General features: G+C 36.1%; 23 protein-coding genes. 16 read left to right on the top strand and 7 right to left on the bottom strand.

Annotated features, from left to right (window positions below; genetic code table 11):
• The first annotated feature begins 11 nt into the window (after window positions 1-11).
• The 5 genes from SK36_RS13120 to SK36_RS13100 all read left to right on the top strand — a co-directional run bounded on the left by SK36_RS13120 (window position 12) and on the right by SK36_RS13100 (window position 1717).
• Window positions 12-329, top strand: a complete 318-nt coding sequence (locus tag SK36_RS13120; protein WP_048221738.1) for a hypothetical protein — start codon at window positions 12-14, stop codon at window positions 327-329.
• An 85-nt stretch (window positions 330-414) separates the two neighbouring features.
• Window positions 415-711 carry a hypothetical protein gene (locus tag SK36_RS13115; protein ID WP_048221737.1) on the top strand — a complete coding sequence of 99 codons (297 nt, stop codon included), beginning with the start codon at window positions 415-417 and terminating at the stop codon, window positions 709-711.
• A gap of 50 nt (window positions 712-761) precedes the next feature.
• Window positions 762-998 carry a hypothetical protein gene (locus SK36_RS13110; protein ID WP_048221736.1) on the top strand — a complete coding sequence of 79 codons (237 nt, stop codon included), beginning with the start codon at window positions 762-764 and terminating at the stop codon, window positions 996-998.
• 54 nt (window positions 999-1052) lie between these two features.
• Window positions 1053-1418: a hypothetical protein gene (locus SK36_RS13105; RefSeq protein ID WP_048221735.1), complete on the top strand. Its 366-nt coding sequence runs from the start codon at window positions 1053-1055 to the stop codon at window positions 1416-1418.
• 62 nt (window positions 1419-1480) lie between these two features.
• Window positions 1481-1717 carry an H-NS family histone-like protein gene (locus SK36_RS13100; RefSeq protein ID WP_048221734.1) on the top strand — a complete coding sequence of 79 codons (237 nt, stop codon included), beginning with the start codon at window positions 1481-1483 and terminating at the stop codon, window positions 1715-1717.
• 48 nt (window positions 1718-1765) lie between these two features.
• Here SK36_RS13100 and SK36_RS13095 read toward each other — a convergent pair whose 3' ends face one another.
• Window positions 1766-2155: a DUF4756 family protein gene (locus SK36_RS13095; RefSeq protein WP_430748846.1), complete on the bottom strand. Its 390-nt coding sequence runs from the start codon at window positions 2153-2155 to the stop codon at window positions 1766-1768.
• 243 nt (window positions 2156-2398) lie between these two features.
• Window positions 2399-3100, bottom strand: a complete 702-nt coding sequence (locus SK36_RS13090) for a hypothetical protein (RefSeq protein ID WP_048221732.1) — start codon at window positions 3098-3100, stop codon at window positions 2399-2401.
• Window positions 3101-3975: 875 nt separating this feature from the next.
• On the opposite strand from SK36_RS13090, the gene SK36_RS24720 reads away from it, so the two are divergent.
• From SK36_RS24720 to SK36_RS13065, 4 genes are all read left to right on the top strand, one after another.
• A complete protein-coding gene (locus SK36_RS24720) occupies window positions 3976-4167 on the top strand; it encodes a hypothetical protein (RefSeq protein WP_048221730.1) in 192 nt (63 codons plus the stop codon).
• A 645-nt stretch (window positions 4168-4812) separates the two neighbouring features.
• Complete coding sequence (locus SK36_RS13075; protein ID WP_048221729.1) at window positions 4813-5379, top strand: hypothetical protein; 567 nt, start codon at window positions 4813-4815, stop codon at window positions 5377-5379.
• 15 nt (window positions 5380-5394) lie between these two features.
• Complete coding sequence (locus tag SK36_RS13070; RefSeq protein WP_048221728.1) at window positions 5395-5946, top strand: hypothetical protein; 552 nt, start codon at window positions 5395-5397, stop codon at window positions 5944-5946.
• A 10-nt stretch (window positions 5947-5956) separates the two neighbouring features.
• A complete protein-coding gene (locus tag SK36_RS13065) occupies window positions 5957-6232 on the top strand; it encodes a hypothetical protein (RefSeq protein ID WP_048221727.1) in 276 nt (91 codons plus the stop codon).
• Between the two features lie 91 nt (window positions 6233-6323).
• On the opposite strand, the gene SK36_RS13060 is transcribed toward SK36_RS13065, so the two are convergent.
• Window positions 6324-7001, bottom strand: a complete 678-nt coding sequence (locus SK36_RS13060) for a class I SAM-dependent methyltransferase (protein WP_048221726.1) — start codon at window positions 6999-7001, stop codon at window positions 6324-6326.
• A 689-nt stretch (window positions 7002-7690) separates the two neighbouring features.
• On the opposite strand from SK36_RS13060, the gene SK36_RS13050 reads away from it, so the two are divergent.
• Window positions 7691-8713, top strand: a complete 1023-nt coding sequence (locus SK36_RS13050; protein ID WP_048221724.1) for a radical SAM protein — start codon at window positions 7691-7693, stop codon at window positions 8711-8713.
• Window positions 8710-9666, top strand: a complete 957-nt coding sequence (locus tag SK36_RS13045) for a radical SAM protein (protein ID WP_048221723.1) — start codon at window positions 8710-8712, stop codon at window positions 9664-9666. Before SK36_RS13050 ends, SK36_RS13045 begins: the two co-directional genes overlap by 4 nt.
• A gap of 283 nt (window positions 9667-9949) precedes the next feature.
• On the opposite strand, the gene mobQ is transcribed toward SK36_RS13045, so the two are convergent.
• Together mobQ and SK36_RS13035 are read right to left on the bottom strand one after the other, a co-directional pair.
• Window positions 9950-11350, bottom strand: a complete 1401-nt coding sequence (gene mobQ / locus SK36_RS13040; protein ID WP_048221722.1) for a MobQ family relaxase — start codon at window positions 11348-11350, stop codon at window positions 9950-9952.
• A gap of 605 nt (window positions 11351-11955) precedes the next feature.
• Window positions 11956-13098 (bottom strand): protein NO VEIN domain-containing protein, encoded by a 1143-nt coding sequence (locus tag SK36_RS13035; RefSeq protein ID WP_082138884.1) that lies wholly within the window; start codon window positions 13096-13098, stop codon window positions 11956-11958.
• A gap of 340 nt (window positions 13099-13438) precedes the next feature.
• On the opposite strand from SK36_RS13035, the gene SK36_RS13030 reads away from it, so the two are divergent.
• Both SK36_RS13030 and SK36_RS13025 read left to right on the top strand, forming a co-directional pair.
• Complete coding sequence (locus SK36_RS13030; RefSeq protein WP_048221720.1) at window positions 13439-13687, top strand: hypothetical protein; 249 nt, start codon at window positions 13439-13441, stop codon at window positions 13685-13687.
• Window positions 13687-14040, top strand: coding sequence for a conjugal transfer protein TraD (locus SK36_RS13025; RefSeq protein WP_048221719.1), 354 nt, complete (start codon window positions 13687-13689; stop codon window positions 14038-14040). The genes SK36_RS13030 and SK36_RS13025 overlap by 1 nt, the downstream gene beginning before the upstream one ends.
• Window positions 14041-14167: 127 nt before the next feature.
• Here the strand turns inward: SK36_RS13025 and SK36_RS13020 are convergent, their stop codons facing one another.
• Entirely contained in the window at window positions 14168-14566 is a 399-nt protein-coding gene (locus tag SK36_RS13020; protein WP_048221718.1) for an H-NS family histone-like protein, read from the bottom strand.
• 182 nt (window positions 14567-14748) lie between these two features.
• On the opposite strand from SK36_RS13020, the gene pilV reads away from it, so the two are divergent.
• The 3 genes from pilV (at window position 14749) to SK36_RS13015 (ending at window position 17684) form a co-directional block, all read left to right on the top strand.
• Window positions 14749-16278: a shufflon system plasmid conjugative transfer pilus tip adhesin PilV gene (pilV, locus tag SK36_RS23760; protein ID WP_075261787.1), complete on the top strand. Its 1530-nt coding sequence runs from the start codon at window positions 14749-14751 to the stop codon at window positions 16276-16278.
• Window positions 16279-16725: 447 nt separating this feature from the next.
• Window positions 16726-16848, top strand: coding sequence for a hypothetical protein (locus SK36_RS25150; RefSeq protein WP_269429433.1), 123 nt, complete (start codon window positions 16726-16728; stop codon window positions 16846-16848).
• Window positions 16849-17090: 242 nt separating this feature from the next.
• Complete coding sequence (locus SK36_RS13015; RefSeq protein ID WP_048221717.1) at window positions 17091-17684, top strand: hypothetical protein; 594 nt, start codon at window positions 17091-17093, stop codon at window positions 17682-17684.
• Between the two features lie 96 nt (window positions 17685-17780).
• Here the strand turns inward: SK36_RS13015 and SK36_RS13010 are convergent, their stop codons facing one another.
• Window positions 17781-19532 (bottom strand): ATP-binding protein, encoded by a 1752-nt coding sequence (locus tag SK36_RS13010; protein ID WP_048221716.1) that lies wholly within the window; start codon window positions 19530-19532, stop codon window positions 17781-17783.
• Between the last annotated feature and the right edge of the window lie 2 nt (window positions 19533-19534).

The raw sequence follows: 19534 nt of genomic DNA, 5'->3' as shown, positions 1-19534 counted from the left end.
AGGAAGCGAAAATGAAAGTACAAAACATAGAAATACATGTTAGCAATGATGATACAAAATACTTTGTTCTAAAAAGTGGCGAAGAATATGACTACTATTTGCGGTGTATGCATGAGTATATGGAGGAAAGATTCTATCATAACCTTGAAGACGATGGTTATATGGAAGGTGTTTTAAAATCAATAATAGAGAACGGCAAGAAAGATTTTAATGAGTTCTTGAAAAAACATAAATATAAAGCATCGATTAAAAACGTATATTTTGATGAAGTGCTTGTCAATCTGAGGCAGATACATCAGGTGATGAGTCACTATATTTTACATATATAATCGATAGCATCATCTATTCGGCCCCGCAAGGGGCTAATATAGAACGAAATGAATAAAGTAAGCATTTAATTATGAGGATATAAACATGGCTAAAGAAAATATTATTGAAAATAAATCAACAGAACTGTTTTATGATCTTGCTTGTAGATCGTTTTCCGCTAGTTGGAATATGTTTATGGAAGTCAATGGTGATGGAGATGCCAATGACTATCTGGATGATCCGGATTTTATGAGTCCATTTATTATTTATGTGATTGACCATATTCAGAATAACTTTGAGAGATTTACCACACAAGAAGGAAACTGCGGTGATATTCATGAGGTTAACTTTGAACAAGTCGCAGCTCTGCTGGTAGGGTATTCAGAAAACTTTAGAAAGTAAGAACTAATCTTGCCCCGGAAGGGGCCAACTATAAACAAAAGGAAAAACAGATGAAGAATGATATGACAGTAATCGTAAGTATGTTATGTGAAAAAACACCTGAAGTGATGAGTCTTATCCAAGAAAGCTTGGATATATTTATCGCATTAAGAGGTAGCTCTGTCGAAGAAATCATGAATGATAAGACCTTGTTAGATGATTTAAATCGTTATGTAAATGAGACACTGTATGATGAGATGGATCTGGAATATGGTTCTGTAATCATAAAAATAGTATCTAATATATAGTGTTAATACCTTCTCGATATTTATCTAATATTTAACTTAATAAAAGGAATCAGTATGAAAGAGATTATTTTAAATGAAAGCAATAAAATGACAATAAACATTATTTCAAATGTATTACAGGGATATTGCGAAACGATCTATGGCATCTCTGAAAAACAGTCTGAAACAGCCATGAATATTTTAACTGGGGAGGTGTTATCAGAGATACTTTATGATGTTTTGATTGCCTGTGAAGTTGAAGACTATGTTAAAAGCGGAAGAGGCAAAGATGTATCTGAGATCAATATGGATGAGTTAAAGGAAACGATTTTATACTGGCATAAAGAGCATATTATTGAACTTGTACTGAAAAACATAAAACCGGATGATGCTGATGAGCGTATTTATTGGAAGTTAAAAATGACGGTGAATCAGTATTGAAAAATGGCAGTATTCCCTCGTGCAGAGGGAAATAATCCTATAATGAACTGGAGAGAACCAATATGATTGATGAATTTCACGTAATGTATATGTATAAAAAAATCCAAGCTGAAGCTGCGACGACAGATATAAAAACACTGGAACAGCTTTTGAAGAAGTTCCGCCAAGTTGTCGCGGAGCGCCGGGAAGAATACTATCAGGAGATTGGTGAGAAAAAGGCTCAGAAAATGAGAGCCAAGAGATTACAACAGTTGTTTGAGAAAATGGGGCGTGACCGGGTTTCACCCAATGAGTTATAAAATAAAACCACCATATTGGTAATATACTGCCAGTATGGTGGTTTTATTTTAGATAGAAAATTTTCGGCGCTTTGTTGCTGATGCATTAAAATCAGAAGATATATCTGAAAGTTGCTCGAGACTTTGCTCAACAGAACGCTGGAACTCAAGAGCCGCTTCTGTGCGCTGTTTTATGACCAGAGCGACGAGTTCATCAGGGCTTTTCTCAAGTAATGACTTTCGGTAGATAATGGACTCCTGTACTTTTTCAAGCTTTCTTGATGCAAGGGCTGATGCGTGACTGACAGGGGTGAGTTCTTCAATAAATTTTTCGAGTAGTGATTTTTTCTTCCTGTCTAATCTCAGAAGTTCGGTATGCGCCGATTTAAATTTCTTTGCTTCACTCAACGGTGAACCATCGGTTCTTAGCCTGCGATATTCCTCTCTGTATTCAGACATCGTTGGATATTGTTTTAATGCTTTAATGCTTTAATGCTTTAATGCTTTAATGCTTTAATGCTTTAATGCTTTAATGCTTTAATGCTTTAATGGTGTTCAGATACTGAATTAAATCATCATTGTCTAACTTTACTTTTCTCATATATATCTCGTAAATAAAATAGTGGATATATTTATATTACGAGATATAGTGTAAGTGTCAAATATAACCGAGAAATAAGAATGATAATATTCAGATAAAAACTATATTCTTTCTTCTTGATCAACATTTTCAGGATAATCAACAAAAATTTCATCTTCTGAAACAGAGTCCCAGTCAATATCTTCGTCGGGAGTAGAAAGTAAAGGTTTATCATCTTCTTTATCGATTATTTTTTCTGCGTTATTTGTAAGTACCGTATCTTTATAAACGGTGACGAATACGTCTTCTATACCTTCACTGGTCGTTCTCAGCGACTTCTTAACATATTCTTTCCTTGTGGCATTTAATGTCCTGTACTGGCCTTTCAGAAAGAGATTTGCATTTATCATGGTATGCTTCCCTTCTTTGACCAGAATGCCTTTATTTATTAGCTTATTCCAGCATTTACACACGTTAGATTTGCTCATATTAAGCTCTTCTGCGAGTGCCGACTGAGATATACTGGCAATGAGGTTTCCATGCTGCATGAGTTTACATAAGCGGATCATTATTGTGTATTCTGCACCAGACATATGTTTTCCGAGCTTTTCCAGATTATCAAGAAAAGCATGAACATAGGCTATTCCCGGTTGAATATCAGAACTTCTCTCTTTTTTTACATTTACGATTATTTTATCTTTTCTGTTTCTGTTATAAAAACTGTAAATTTCCAGTTTCTGTTTGTCTGTAAAATGATTTCTGTTTATATATTCTTCCACTTCTTCACTGCTGGAGGTCATTATTGTATTGTAATCAATGCTCATCGGTTTTCCTTTTGTTGTTATTATGTTTATTCTATATAATGCAGGATATACTTTTGTCAAAAATAAATGTGAAAAAAGGAAAAATAATACACTTTTGCGAAATAGCATTCACTTCTTAATGGGAATTTTAACTATAAAAAAGTTTCCACAGAAGAAACTTTGGTTTCCGTACAGGAAACTTCGGTTTCCACAGAAGAAACTTAAATTTCCGTACAGGAAACTTTTTTCGTGAAATCTCTTTTAAATATAATAGGTTACGCCTCCTTAATACTATAATATGTTTAATAACCTTAACGGGGAGTGTGCCGGTTAAATGGCACCGTCTATTTTTCTGCTTTGTTTTTACTTGATGTTATGGACAGCAAGTGATTGTTTTATACAATCACGAAGCGCTGCTGATTTTTTAGTAAATATACAATTGTTTTTCCTCTACGTTATAGCGGCTACGCCGCAATTCTTTATGGATAAATCCATCATTAACAGGGGCAAGCCCTGTTCCAGCAATGTGATTGTCTTGAACAATCACTAAGTGCTGCTTCTATGAATATAGTTTTCCTATGCGGTTAAGAGCAAATACTATATTTTTTAGTGCTAATGCTGTTATGAAATATAGGATCAAAAATATTTAATCATGAATAAAAGAATAGATGTTGATCCTTTTGGCTTTTCCCTCAGACATTGCACATACCATTGTTAAAACGTTAAATATTTTTACAGCGTTAGGGCGTAGCCGTGCATCAGCACATGAGCTTTAGCCCATAAGATAAATATCTTTTCAAAAGAATAAGAAAAAAACAGGTAAAGCGTTAATTAACAAAAGTTAAATTTGATCTTCACCAATTTTATATGGTATTAAATAATAAGGAAAATAAAGGATGAACAACATTAAGGTCATTACGCTCTTTCATACAAATGAAAAAATACCATTTATAACTTGTATCGTTAAAAATGTTGAAGAGAATGAACAAGGAATAAAACTCACTTTGCAAAATGGTGATAATATCCATGTCAAAGATTATGACTATTTCTTCTTATCAGAATCAGCAAATGAGTGTGTTCAGGAATGAATGATTAATACATACAGAAGATTGATTTCTGAACTGAGCCAAGTTAGCGAAGAAACAATAGAGTCATTAGTCCCGAAGATATCGAATAATATGAAAACCAATTTCCCGGCAAGCGGTGTGAGTGCTTTGGAAGATGATTGAAAAATCTGAATGGTAGCAACCATTCCATATGAAACATCATATTAAAACATGCGTTGCATACAGGTTTTTGCAACACCATATCTGAAGATAGCTACGTTACCTGAGATCTAACAATCCCTGTCTGCGTAATGGTCGACAGGGTATTACCTGTTCCGACCTATACCTTTCTATCTCCATCCATGTGCAAACAGCTACTGACATGGCTCTTCGTGCACATCACACCACTTATTGATCGATATAAAAGATCAATAAATTATATTTAATAGATTTTAATTATCAAATGAGCGCCAATTGATCGGTGTTTTAATTGTTTGTATCGATCGATTATGTATTTATAATAGTTTTAATCTATCAAATGGTTTGAATTCGATCGATACAAACGATATGACGAACAGAAAAATAAATTGAATCCTATCAATTGATTAATGCTTTTTTCAGCCCAGAGAGACCAACCTATGGGTAGGGCTGTCTTTGACTTAAAGTTTCCACACATTGGGGATAGATATGAAATTACGGATAGTGATGCCACTGGTTCTGTCTGCTGCCGCACTAACAGGATGCCAGCAGCTCAACGATGGCGTGAATGCAGTTAATGGAGCAATCAATTCTTCGTTGTCATCAGTAAACAAAGCACTGGGGGGAACCGCCACCCCTCAAAGTCTTGGCCCGGTATCATCTGTATCTGGTCTTGGTGCTGTTTGCAAAGACTATGAAGAAAATGCGATGGCAGCAGAAAAGAAATGGACAGGCAAAAGGATCGCTATCACCAATGCCACTGTTCTTGAAGTTACGAAGGGCAGAAGTGCCAGCGATATGATGACGGGAATGCCCAAATCAGCCCCTAACTATTATCTGCTCTTTAAAACAGCCGATACAAGCTACTGTGGCGGTATGGTCTGGCTGGATTACTACTCTGGTATTGATGATGCCGTTCTTACTTACAAGAAAGGCCAGAAAGTCAGCGTTACCGGAACGGTAAACAATTTCGAGGTTCGTGGGTTCGCTACCATCAACAACGCCGATATGCCAGTTCGTCTTGTTGTTCTGAAAAACGGCACAATCAATCATTAATTCCGGGATAACACTATGCGTAAAAATTTACTCGTGGCGGGTCTTGCTGTTCTTGTATCGGGATGCGGTGAAAAAGGCGACTTTGAGAAAGCGATCAACACGAAAATATCGCAATCAAAGCTGTGCTACTCATTGCAGGACAATGACATTGTGTTCAATAAGGGCTTCCCCATCCGGGTCAATCACGGCTATCGTTCTGCCGGATACAGTGCCAGTGATGGAATCCTGAAAGGACTTGCTGAACAAGGGCTGCTTACTGTTTCGCAGCAACCTAATGGCTTTGGCAGTGTTGATGTTCTGGAAGTAACAGACAAAGGCCAAGAGGTTGAGTTTTGGGATCGTGAGCAAGGTGCTTGTGTAGGTCATCGTGCTGTTGCTGAGATAAAGGAATGGACCGAACCGGGAAACGGTAATCAGAAAGTTGTTCGCGTGTCTTATACATGGAAATTGGCGGATGTTCCTTCATGGGTGGACAAAAAAGCGTTCTCCAGCGTCAAGGGTATGAATGAACCTGAAGAGAGCATGATTAATCTTGTTAAAACCAGTAATGGCTGGAAAGCGATCTAAGGGGGCTATTATGGAAAACAATACAATCCAGTGTCCTTTTTGTCTGAAAGAGAGCCAGCGCGGTGTGCATGTCTGCACCGGCTGCATGGCGACTGTTTTATATGGAGCTTACCCCGGCTGGTATGCTGCTGTGGTTATCTTACTTACATTCGGCCTGTCTATCCTGATCGGAGTGTCCACAGGCATAGCGGGGGCAACTATCAGCCTACCAATAATTGCGGTTATTGGATTTGTCGCTGGTAAGGTAATTTTCTCTGATAATGTTGTGTTCAGGCGAAGAATGTAATTGTCTATTATAAAAAACCACGATTTTTATCTAAACTATAATCGTGGTTTTTTTATATCCTGATCGCTTACATAAGATGAAATACATATTTTTAATTTTTTTCACAAACAATTGTTGCATGGTCCCACCAAGGATTGTCATTTACATGAATATAGTTAATTGAAAATCCTGAGTTGGTTATTTCCTTTTTGATAAGTTCTAATGGCTTTAGCGTACGCCATGGTTGATTGTTTTGGTAAAGCTGATAATTCTCATCGTTATAGTTGTTAATATCCTCCTGCTGTTTGGGTAATCCGCACATTGTAGATATTATTAAAATACCATCTGGTTTGATCAGGCGTTTCATTTCTGCGAAGCAAGTTAATCTGTCTTCGCCAATGATGCAATGCAAGCAACTTCCGTCATAAATAATATCAAAGCTTTCGGAGGGGAAATGAGAAATATTGCAAACATTATCAACATAAAAACTACCTTTCAGGTTTAATGATGCAAATCGCTCATTAGCCCATGTAATTGCTGTTGGGGATATATCGATGCCGTAAACATCATAACCTTTTTGCGCCATCAGTTGTGAAGACATCGCTGCATTGCCACAACCAAGTTCAAGAAATTTTGCAGGTGGTGCCGGGAAAAGATTTTCTTTGTTGAGCATATCAAAAATATGATTCAGTTGCCCCCACGCTCTTGCGTATCCTTCACCTGTCCAAGCATCAAGATTTTGCTGGCGCAATATCCGATATTTTTTTTCATACGTATCATCATTGTTCATTTTTTATACACTCTCTATTTGTTTAGGTAATAGAAAATGATATTTTCTGGTTACATCAAAGTTGATCGATATTCTCAGAATTTCATTTTTCGATAGTATTTTTGAGATGTAGATCACGTAATTATATTTCTCTGTTCATAGGATAAAATGAAATTTTTACAACAAATCTTTCTATTTCCTCCAGAATCATTGTTTTTTGACTAATGTCAATGTGTTCTTATGCAAGAGATATACATTTAGTCAATGTATCATGTGAAGAGGGAGCAAGATGGATATTAATGAGCAACAAACTATAGATAACTACGAGATTGAGATCTGTGAGTTTGAGGAAGTAAAGGATATTGACCCAGTATCCAAAAGAAAGACTCTCGGATGTTGGGGGCCTAGCCCAGATGATGGATATAACCAATGTTGAAATAAAATAAATCTAATAAGAGCAATGCGACTGTTGCTCTTATTTTATATTGGATGATTATGAATTAAGATGAAAAGCGTATATGTACCTAGAAGAATAATGGATGAATATATTGTCATCAATCAATCTAATAATAAGTGCTATAATGTTAACGAGCTAGTGTTTGATGTTTTAATGTATTCAACTGATATAAAAAGCCACAAGTTGGAAAAGAAATACGGATTTGATGACATTCAAATTCAAAACGTATTAGATAAAATATATGGCAAGCTAAATGAATCATGATTTCTTGAAAGAAAAAGCATTACAAAGAGAATGTTTGATAACTGCAAGTATTGAGTTAACTCAGCATTGTAATTTTAAATGTCTACATTGTTATTGCCCATCGAATAAAGTTCATATGGATTATGATGATGTTATTGCATGTATCGATAAATTATACAATATGGGAGTTTTGTACCTAACATTTACAGGTGGAGAGGCTTTTTTATATAAAAGATTTAATGAAATATATTTGTATGCAAAAAATAAAGGATTTATCATCTCGGTTATGTCAAATTTATCTTACATAACGGATATAACTAAGAATCTTCTTATTAAATATCCACCCAAAGTTATTATGGTTACGTTATATGGAACTAGTACTGATGAATACGAAAAGTTCACAATAAATAAAACCGCGTTTAGAAAAGTTACTGATAATCTGTGTTTTTTACATTCTAATAATATTGATTTCATGCTAAAAGCAATTATTAGCAAAGAAACCATACCCGCAGCTTTGAAAGGCAAATTTGATGATGTTGCGAGAATTTATAAAAAAGAAATCATGTATGATGCAATAATTTTCCCGCAAAAAGATTTAATGAGAGGTAAACTATCTCAAAGAGCTAGTATTGATGATATTATTAGTTTCGAACATAGTGATCCAGAAACTATAACTTTTTGGAGGAAATCAATATCTAATATGACTTCTCAAGCATGTATTAAATGTGGCGGTGGAATTAATAGCCTTTCAATAGATGCTGAAGGATACGCATCTATATGTTCTTTATATGTGGAAGATAAAATTAGTTTTTTGAGTAATGATGAGAAAACTATAATAACATATCTGAGAGATTCACATAATAAAATGCAAAGTTATTATATCAATAGCAAATGCTCTGCATGCGAGAAAAAATCCATTTGCAGATGGTGTGCTGCATATGCCAATTTAGAACATGGGAGTTCATCTGAACCAATAGATTTTATGTGTGAGTTAGCACAACGTAGAATTTCTGGGTTCACGGAGGAGCAATGAAAAACTTAACATCGGCTACAATTGAAATTATAACATCATGTAATTTTAAATGTCCGCACTGTTATCTTGATAATAAAACATCAGCAGGACTAGGTGTGAACGAATGGAAAATCGTGATAAATAAATTAATGTTAAAAGGATGCAGGAAATTAATTATTACTGGAGGTGAGCCTCTTCTTTATAAAGACTTTATTTCATTATATACCTTCATTCATCAGCAGGGACTTGAGATTTCACTATTTACTAATGCAAGTTTAATGACTGAAAAACATTTTGAACTGTTCGGTAAATATCCACCAAGTTCTGTTTCTGTCTCTATATACGGGAAAAATAATAGAGAACTTATTGGCTTTGCTAAAAATAAAAGAGCTAACCTTGATAGGATAATGTCTAATATAGTCAGGTTAGAACAATTAGGTATTACAATATACAAAGGATTAACCCTATGTAAATCAATATCTGTATCTTCGTCGGATCTAGCTTTCTTTTCGGAAAACAAAATTGAGATAAACACATATCTTATTCCATCATTGAATTATCAAAATAATCTAAATGAGAGATTGGAACCGAATGAAATTGTTCGGATTGAAAATGAACTTGCAATGAAAAGGATAATTAAAAGTGATAATCTAGCAATGGATAATTTAGACTATTTTAAGAAATGTTCAGGAGGATATTCGAGTCTGTTTGTTGACCAGTTCGGTCGCGCATCTATTTGTGCTGTATACAGAAAAAAACAATGTAATATTATAGACGGAAACATTAATGATGTATGGGCAGAGTTAAATTCTATCAGTGAACAATTGCATAAGATATATTATGACAGTAAGTGTGGTCAATGTGTTTTAAACGCTACATGTAGGAATTGTCCTGCATATATGGTTTTAGAGCATGATGAATATAAAAATAAATATCTCTGTGATTTAGCTAGCGCACGCATGAGTTATAATTAAATGTTTTTAGAATGGATTTGTTTTAGATGGTTATCCTTTAGTTTACGTTGCTCAACTCGATAGAGTCAGACTTGTGTTGTTATCGAAATAAAATAGTATCTGCTTTGGATGAATTGGAAAGAGAATGAGCTTTCTTTGGAAGGCTTGTAATCATCATTGTTAAATCTTGCGAATATTTTGGCCTGTTAATGGTGCTCATCAAATTATATGAGATCTAAACATAAACATTTCATAGGGATTTTACTAGTCAAATTATTATCCCCCCACTGGGTATGGTTTATATTCAATGATTATAAAAATCCGGTGGCTTCATTTTAGGCACTGGCTTTTTTCTGTCTGCCGTCAGTGTTGGTATGAAATCAAAATCGTTATCTGTTTGTTCAGGCTTAAGCGGTCGACTTGGGAAACGTCTGATCTCCTCTTTGGTTGGATTATAAGTGTCACTGTTAAATCTTGCTCGTCTTTCATGCTCAGCGCGTGGCACATAGATACCCTGAACCTCATCGAAGACATAGTTTTCAGCTATACGCTTATCGTGTTCAGCATCTACTGAAACAGGAGCTGGCTTCTTCTTGGCCCATATGAATTTCTCTCTGACAAAATCTACTACCAGTAAGGTGAAGCGCTTGAACACACCGCTCTGACGAGGTTCAACTTTCTTCCTCTTAACTTTGACAGGAGCGCGTTTAACCGCTCTGGTAGTTGAAGAGGATGGGGCTTTCAATTTAGTGCGTATATGAGGCGCAGGAGCAACCAGAACAGGTTTTTGCGAGTCTGAAGATGACGCTCTCCCAGTATTATCAGGGATAACAATTTCTTCAGGTTCAGCCAGTGCATGCACCGTAAAGCTGGCAACATCAACAACGATGTCCAATGGAAGATCTTTAAAGGTAAAGTATGCTTCGTCAGCTTCTTTTTTCAGCTCATCACGTATGGCCTGCTCTGCAGCACGTTGTTCCTGAGCGGCTACAGTGCCCCAGCGGTCACGAGGGATATGAAGTATTGGATCGCGGTTTGTTTCAATAGCTTTAGCCAGCCAGATTGCTTTTTCTTCGTTTGTAGCGGCAGCGGTAGCCTGTTCAAGGGCTTCCTCATACTGAACCTTGATAGAACGATGATCAATGTGTTCATCGTGACCATACAGCTCAAGGAACTCATTACAGATTTTCTGCCAGCCTTTACGCCAGCTATCGAGAGTCACAGGTTTGTCCCACTCACGGACTTTTTTACCAAAGCCGGTAGAAAGAATTTCACGGGTTGTTCCCATTATATGGATATGCGGGTTATGACCAGTGATATCGTGGATAACAACATCGGCGATGATGCCTTGCTTGGTAAAGTGCTCAAGAACAAAAGCTGCAGTGAGTTCAATGTTCTGTTCTGGTGTTAGCTCAGCGGGGAGGGCAATCTTAAACTCTTTGGCAAGGCGGGCATCTTTTCTCTTCTCTGAGGCTTCGACAGCATTCCAGAGTGTTTCACTGTCAACAATCAGGGCAGGAGGGGTATGTTCAGGTGCAAAAATCTGCGCAAAGGCAAGGTCCTTTTTATGTGCTGTTTTGCGGCCACAAACTTCACCCGTTCTGTTATCGAAGAAAACTTTACGGTGACGATATGCAGCAGAGTCAACCGAAGACTGACCTTCGCCTCTGCTGATGTTCTCCATTTTAAAACTGTATATCGCCATCCAAATATTCCTCAATGCCAAATGCTGCTTTTCGTTTTACGTAAGGAAAACGCTGGGGTTGACGTTGACCTTGATTTTGTTTCCGAAGGAAACGGTTTTAGCCTGCGGCAGGCAACCGTCGGTAGACCCCACGGCATTAGAGCGAAGCGATAATGCGTAAGTGGGCATTGCTTTAATTTTTATCGCCATAAATGGCTCAGAAAATAATAACAATGTATAAAGCTTACCTACTTAATTAATACGAAATATATTAATGTCTGTAAAACAAAACGACGAATTAAGCGGCGCGAACTGGATGGACGGGCGAAGTATTCCACGATATTACATAAATGGGGTTTAGATGGCGTCCGAAGGACAAAAAGAGTGTAAATTTATCCCGCGGTAAGGCGGGAAAAGACTAAAGCACATGAAATAGATTAGTTTATTGGTAATTTTACCTGTTGCACAATTCACAGGTGAGGGTAAAGAATTAGATTGGAGAATTGGAAGGTGAAATGAAAACCACTAAAAAATAAAAATAAGTAACGCGGAGAGAATGGGGCGTTAGTGGAAGGGTGTTATGTATACGCTGTTTGTATATTTTTTACTCCAGCGCACTAACATTCTTACTTACCAGTCTGGATTTGTTGTTGTTTCAATTTTTTTAACTTAAACTTTATAGGGATTAATTCAAACTCATCCATGAGTTGTTTTAAACTGTACTCTTGTACTGTATCTACTTGAGTATTGGAAATAAAAGTAACACACTTTAGTATTGAATTGGATTCATTTTCTTGAAAGAATTTAACTTGTCGTGAAGAAATATAAATATTGCTTTCATTCATACTCCGACTTGATTTTACCTCAATGAAAAGTTCTTGTTTACCAGTCGGTGTTATACGAACTGATTTTATATCATATGGTGATTGCGGATCGGATAGTGATACCCATTCAACTTCACTTACTGGAATGCCATGTTTAATGGCATAAGCAACTTCCTGTTCATATATGAATTTCTCTCCTAAAAAGCCAACTTCTTTATCTGGCGGGATATTATTCCATCCAGATTTTGAATTAGCAGGTTTTTTTTGTTGAGAGTTAACTTTTGATGAAGAAAGGGAATATCTTCTTTGTATAGCATTCAGAACAGATATTTCGCGCTCTAAGATAATTGATTCTGAAACAGTTGAAGCTGATAATCGTTTTTTCGCACCTAAAAGAGCTGTATCTATAATATTGGCTGCATGCTCTGCAGTTATGTATCGTAATCCATAACCCCAAGATGAGTATTCAGGAGTATAAATGCCATCCTTGAAGTCATATTTTATGGTAGGGGTAATTAATGTGGAAAACTCACTTGGAGCTTCAGCATGATAATGGAACTGTTCAGCAGCTTCAATTTTCTCTATATCATGACGAGTAATTGAGTTTTTTCCATTAGATACGAGTCGTGCTGCGGCATGAACACCAATTATACTGGATGGCATTTCTTTATCATATTTATAAGTGAAAGAGAAAAATACAATGTCTTCATCTAAATATTTATCACTGGGTATACAAGTTGGTGGTAAATAAATTTTTGTCGGTGTATTACTACGAACTGAAAAGTTTAAACACTCGTGAAAACCAGCTCCACCAATCCCTTCTTCATGAAAAAGATCAAGGTACTCCATGTATTCTTCAGGTGTTGGCGCTTTCGAGTATTTTAAATATGGTGCTAATGATTTTCTATGATCATAATGAATCTTAATGGCAACGAATTTTGTCATTGATAGCCTCACACATTATATTAAAAATTTATCAGTATTAATAGATTCAATAAGGTAAGGTCATTGTAACTCCCAATATTACATTAACTCAAGCATAATTTGCCAAAGTAAATAGTTTAATATAAAAGAACATAAGAACATGAAATAAACGGGGTGAATATGAATGTCGGTGAGTTGTGTGAGTCAGAAATAATACTGATCTGTGTCAATGCTGCGTTATGGACTATTAACATTGGCTTTATAAGTATTTGGGTTGTCAGATAAAATATTAAAAATTACTTATTGATTTATCTGTAAATTGTGTTAGTACATAATCAGGAAATAAAAGAAGGGAGGTTTTATGTATAAAAATAATGATGAAGCCATTGATCTTGAAGCAAAACGATTACTTGATAATGGTATCTATACCGATCTGGAAAAAGCGTATAGTGAAGCAGAAAAGATAATCACAAAAGTGAGAGTTGAGTTTAAAAAGAAACAGGAAAAACAACAGTTCCGATCTCGGATTAAATCAATCAAGCGTGCACTATCAGATGATGAGTTCAGAAGTAATGTCCCTTATAATCATAGAAATCAGTGGGGTAAATAATGAGTGATGATAAAATACAAAATACATACCTAACAGGTAAAGCCTTTCTGGGGGATAGAAGCAGGGCCGAAATAAAGAAAACACTTGAGCAAAAAATCGCAGGAGCACAAAATAAATTAAATTTTCTTAAAGCAAAAGAGAAAAAAGACAGCAAAGAAGAAAATACACGACAAAAAATAATTCTGGGTGCAGAGGTTGCCAAGGTTTTAAACTGTGATATTAGTGAGGTAGATAAACAATTACTATTTGGTTTGTTGTTGGAGGTTCCATCCTTACATACACATGATATCGAACGGTATAAAATAAATGGAAAAATCTACATCGAAAGAGTCCTCAAAAAATTCAGACCATAAAATCAATTCACGTCCGAACAGCTCCACGGCTTAAAACTTGTTTTAGGCTGGGGAGCTGTTGACCAAGCCTCAGAGGGCGCGGTAGTCAATTTTTACTGCCATCCGTGGCAATAAATTACAACCAAACTCAGATGGCAAAGTCTTCAAGAGCTTTACCACCTTCTAGTGCGGCAGCAATCGCTTTTGGTGTACGACCTTGACCCGTCCACGTCTTTTCATCACCATTTTCGTCAATGTACTTGTATTTAGCAGGGCGAGGAACACGAACAGCAGCCGGACGGGAAGATTTAGGATTGCCCAGCAGTTCAGATGGATCAATACCATCTTCAAGCAGTTGTGCACGAAGCGCTTCAATTTTGGCCTGACGTTCAGCATTTTGTTGCAGTGCAAGTGATTCTTCTTGGCGTCTGTCTTCAACAATAGCAGTTAATTTTCCCAGCATCTCTTCCAGAGTAGCCAGATCTGTTTCTCGTGCCTGAGCGCGAAGGGTACGGATGTTATTAAGTGCTTTAATAGCTTCAGTCATTATCTTTTATCCTGAATGTTTAAGGTCATGAGCAGGATAACATACAAAAGATGATAATGGATAAAATTACTACTCTTAAAATTTTTTATTAAGTGTTTTTTATGGATTATATCTTAACCAACCTTGACCTCTCTTTTATTTTTGTTAATTGATATGTACGTGAAACAAAAAGGACGATGAAAATGAAAAAACAAAATAAGAAAGGCTTCTCATTACTGGAACTCATTTTAGTGTTGAGTGTAGGTAGTATGATGGCATTTATAAAATTTCAGGATATGAAAACTAATCAAGAAAATATGATAGCTGATACTGTTGGACATCAGATAAAGCAAATAGGAGAGGCTGTAAATCGCTATATCAGTATCCACTATGACAAACTATCAACACTTTCGTCAAGTAGCAGTCAGTCAAATGATCCGGGGCCAAGAAAATGTACATCTAACGGCTGCGAAATCACATATCAAACATTAGTAAATGAAGGGCTTCTACCTGTAGCCTATACAGGCATTAACATTCAAAAGTCATCTTACAAAATAGTATTAAAACGTGCAGGGACTGCTCCCAATTTTGTTATCAATGGTCTTATTACAACAACCTCACCTTGGCTGGATGGTGGGAAATATCGTTATGATTTGTTAGGAAAGGCTATGCAGGTAGCGGGTATTGATAGCGGAATGACGCAATCAGCAGCTTTAGTATCAGGTCTACAGGGCGCATGGACCGAGACATCATCAGCTTTTAATAATATTACTGCAGCGGGTCTACTGGCGTATCGTGTTGGATACGATTCTTCTATGTACTCAGTGTATTTGCGTCGTGATGGCACATTACCTATGACAGGTAATTTAAACATGGCTAATCAGGACATAAATAATGCCAGAAATATAACGGCAGCAGGAACCACAACTACGGAGGTATTACGAACTAGCGGGGCAGCGGTGATAGGCTCAGCATTAGACGTTGGCGGTGTGGCAACATTAAACTCTGATTTGATTGTAGCGGGTAATGGCCAAGTCAATGGATATTTAAATTCTAATAATAGCGTATCAGGAACAACCATAACGTCCAGAGGTGATACCTATACTAATAACTGGTTCAGAACTATGGGAGATGGAGGAATTTATTTCCAAAAATATGGTGGTGGATGGAATATGACAGACTCCAATACTATAACAGCATATAATGGTAAAAATATTCAGACTTCAGCAGGATTATATGGCGGATACGTTAAATCAACCGGGAATATAGATGCTACTGGAACAGTTAACGCTGGATATGTATGGGCATCAGGAAACCTTAACTCTAACTACGTACACTCTAACGGCAATATTGATGCAGTCGGACAAGTTTATGGTGCTGGTGGGGTTGTGTCAGGTGGTAGAACAACAGTTGGAGAATATCTTCAACTAAATGGAGTGGCCTATGCTGGAAATGGATGTTTTCCTAATGGTTTACAAGGTCGAGCAGTTGATGGTTCTATATTATCTTGTACTAATGGTGTGTGGAAAGAAGGGGGCGGAAGTGTAAATAGGATGTTTATTGTTGTTGAAGGAAAGTGTTATGTTCCAAATAAAGATACCGGAGGTTGTTCTTGTCCAAACGATCCTAATCGTCTAAAACAAATAGAAGTGTCAAGATATAAAGGAAATGAATGTAATAATGGTGGAAGTAACTGTAGAGAGCCAGATAGAAGATTATATACATGTAATTAGGTGACTACCGGCATTACGGATAGTTTATTTTGCCGTGATAGCGAATCACCTACGACTGGTAATTTAAACATAGATAATCAGGGTGCAAATAATTTCAGAAATATAATGGAAGAAGTTGCAACCATTTCATGGATATTACATTTGACTGTTAGGTTAATGGAGTGCTCAATTAAATAACGCTGTTTCAGGTGAAACGATATCATCTCAGTGGGAATCAAAAAATGGTTTTAATTAAGTGCTAGTGAATATTTTTAACTCAATGGCGTTGCTGTCAGTGACGTAGGTCGTTCACCGAATGGTTTATAGGGAAGAACCAGTGGGGGACAACTTTTATCCTGCGTTAATAGCGTGTGGCAAGGAACAGGAAGTGGATTCTTTAAAACGCCACTTCCTCAGACCGTACAGTGTACTTCCCGAAATAGCTCAGGTAATGGAAGACGAATCTATATGGCTAAAATAGATGAATCAGGTCAGCTATATACTCAAATATCTTCAAGCTTTGGTGTTGATACAGGTTGGGCAAAAGGTACTCTCAATGTATTTGTTGATTTTAAGGGGAGGGGGGGTTAAAACAAGTAGATTAGATAGCTTATATCGAATGCCTCTATACCACAGAACCTAATTACATCAATATATAAACAGGATGGACTAAATAATAATTTGTTGATTTGTGTTGAATACTAATTAGTATCAGTCGAGGGTAATAATTAACATGGATAATGTTATTTTTATTCTGAGGGTAAATGTTGTGGCTAATTAATTAATACATTATAATATTAGAACTTAACAAGTTAAGTATGGAGGGGAATAGTATGGTTTCTTGGAAGCAACTTATAGAGAGTTTGGATAAGCATCTTGATCATGAAGATATAGATGAAATGCGATTATTAATCTATGGTTCAACCGAACGAAGAATCAATTCTCTCAAAAGAGAATTTGACAATCTTAACACGGGATCTTTTGACAATGAAAAATACGATGTTGATATCGATGGTTATAAAGATCACTTGATAGATTTAATGGTAAACGCCAATAATATAAAGTCTCTTGCGGATGAGTTAAGTATTATGGCATTGTTTAAGAGTGTCGAGTTGAAAATATCAAGAGTAATCGATAATAAATTTAAAGATAATGGTAAAAGGACTTTTTATGGAAAACTAAAATTTATAAGTGGCGATGACGATGTTGATAAATTGGACGGTTATATAGCATATAATGAATTAAGGCTTATAAATAACGCTCTCAAACATGAGGGTATGGTGTCAAAAGAACTTGCGACTGCATATCCTTTATGGATTGAAGGTGAGAAATTAGAGCATCTTGATACTACATATGCTCGCCTTCTTCCTCATGTAAAGTATTTTGTTAGCGAAACGGTATCTAAGATATATTATTTATCAGCATAACAGTACCACCTCTTCTGATAAATTTCCATTTTCAACGTAAAAATCAAAATTATAAAACAAGCCACTTCTAGTAACGGAAATGGCTTTAAACTATTTTTAGTTAGCCACAGGATGTTTTTTTTCATCTATTTCTTTGATGAAACGCCAACAACCTGATAGAAATGGCTCTAAGTCATCCCAATATCTATTTACAAGAGTTTTGTCTGTATTAAAATCAACAGAATGAACGAGGGATTGTATATTGTTTATAGACAGCAGGGTTTCTTCATTAGTTCTGCCATATCTTTCAACTAAAAGTTTGACACTATCGGTAATATAATTATTTTTATTTAGAAATTGAGCGATAAAGGCTGTGTTTTTCGCAAGTGAATTATTCCAGCTAGCATTCATGCATTTCATTGTTTCCTTCGCAGTTGTCTCCAAAAAAACTCTCAGCATGACAATGCAGCTTATAGGCTCATCTAATGAACTCAAATTGCACAATTCTACAAAAATATGATATTCCTTATTGCGATACTTAGGAATATCGACTGTATTTCGTCCCCAATCAACAAAGATATCTCTGTTTCGTGGTAGATCAGTTATAGGTCGTGTTTTTGGCCTAACAGGTTTAATTGGCTTTATTGGTCTTACTGTAGCAGGTCCGGTGTTAGCACCAGCGTTAGTTGCTTTATCAGCTCCTGTCCCACCGGAAATGCCTTTATTATCACCTTTCACTGGGTTTTGAGGTGTATCTTTTTTCTTATTATAATATCGCTGTTTTATGATTGATCTATAATTATCAGCTATAGGCTGTAAACGATCTCTCACTGCAAGAAAAAGAGAACTATCAGTACGTAATCCAGTTTTAGCAGTATTCCAAGGCAGCAAAGCCGCGTCTTTTGATACAAATTTTACCCAACAAACATAACCGTTATATTCTGAGTGCCACTTAGTTTTCCAGCCATGCGACTTCTCTGTACTTGCAGATACTATGACCCTGTCATTGCAGGAAAAGTATATACCAAAATAATCTGTTAATTTTCTATTATTTGCAAGACTATAATTATCTTCACCGGGGAATGTATATTCATTATGAATCCCTGTTTCGATAATAACGTCTACCCCATCAAATTTTATTACTTCTTGTGTTGGTGGAAACTCACATTTTGTTCTTAAACTAGGAGCTACACTCTTAATCGTTTCTCTAATATTATTCTTGACATGATGAAGAACTATTTTAAATCCTTTCCTAACATATATAGCGTATCTCAAAGAAAATTCACTTACAGCATTAGTAAACCATCTGTTATTGTGAAGATCATTTTTTATTTCATTTTTTAAATTTGAAACATTAAATAATGACTTCCTTCTACTCTTTGTAGGAATAACATCAGCATATACCGGATCTTCCTTCCCACCTCCGATCCCACGATTATTGAACCTCGACTTGAAACCTTCAATACCATCATCAACATAAAAAGAGAAATCAGTACCCATTTTTAGCAATGAACGTTTTAAACCTATTCCATAAAGTCCAATACCATACTCATGCTGAGATGGTTTATTCGTATATAATGCTCTTTTAGTAAGAGTTTCTCTATCAATGCCAGCACAATTATCAAGAACTCGAATACTATCCTCATCTATTCTTATGCAAACATAGAATCCATCATAAGTTAGGGGTAAATTATCTTTTCCCCTATTACATTTATTTTCTATTAACCAGTCTCTTGCCGCATCGATAGAGTTATCTACCAAATCAAATATTGCTTCTAAGGTCGTCACATCTTTTGTCAGGGCCTCTTCCATAAAAGTGGCGCTAACACCGGTGTCTATTGACAAACGTTCTATTATATTACTTTCCATGT

It is taken from the genome of Citrobacter sp. MGH106, assembly GCF_001037495.1.
In the GTDB taxonomy this organism is placed as follows: Bacteria; Pseudomonadota; Gammaproteobacteria; order Enterobacterales; family Enterobacteriaceae; genus Citrobacter; species Citrobacter murliniae.
This window is presented reverse-complemented; position numbering and strand designations above follow the sequence as displayed.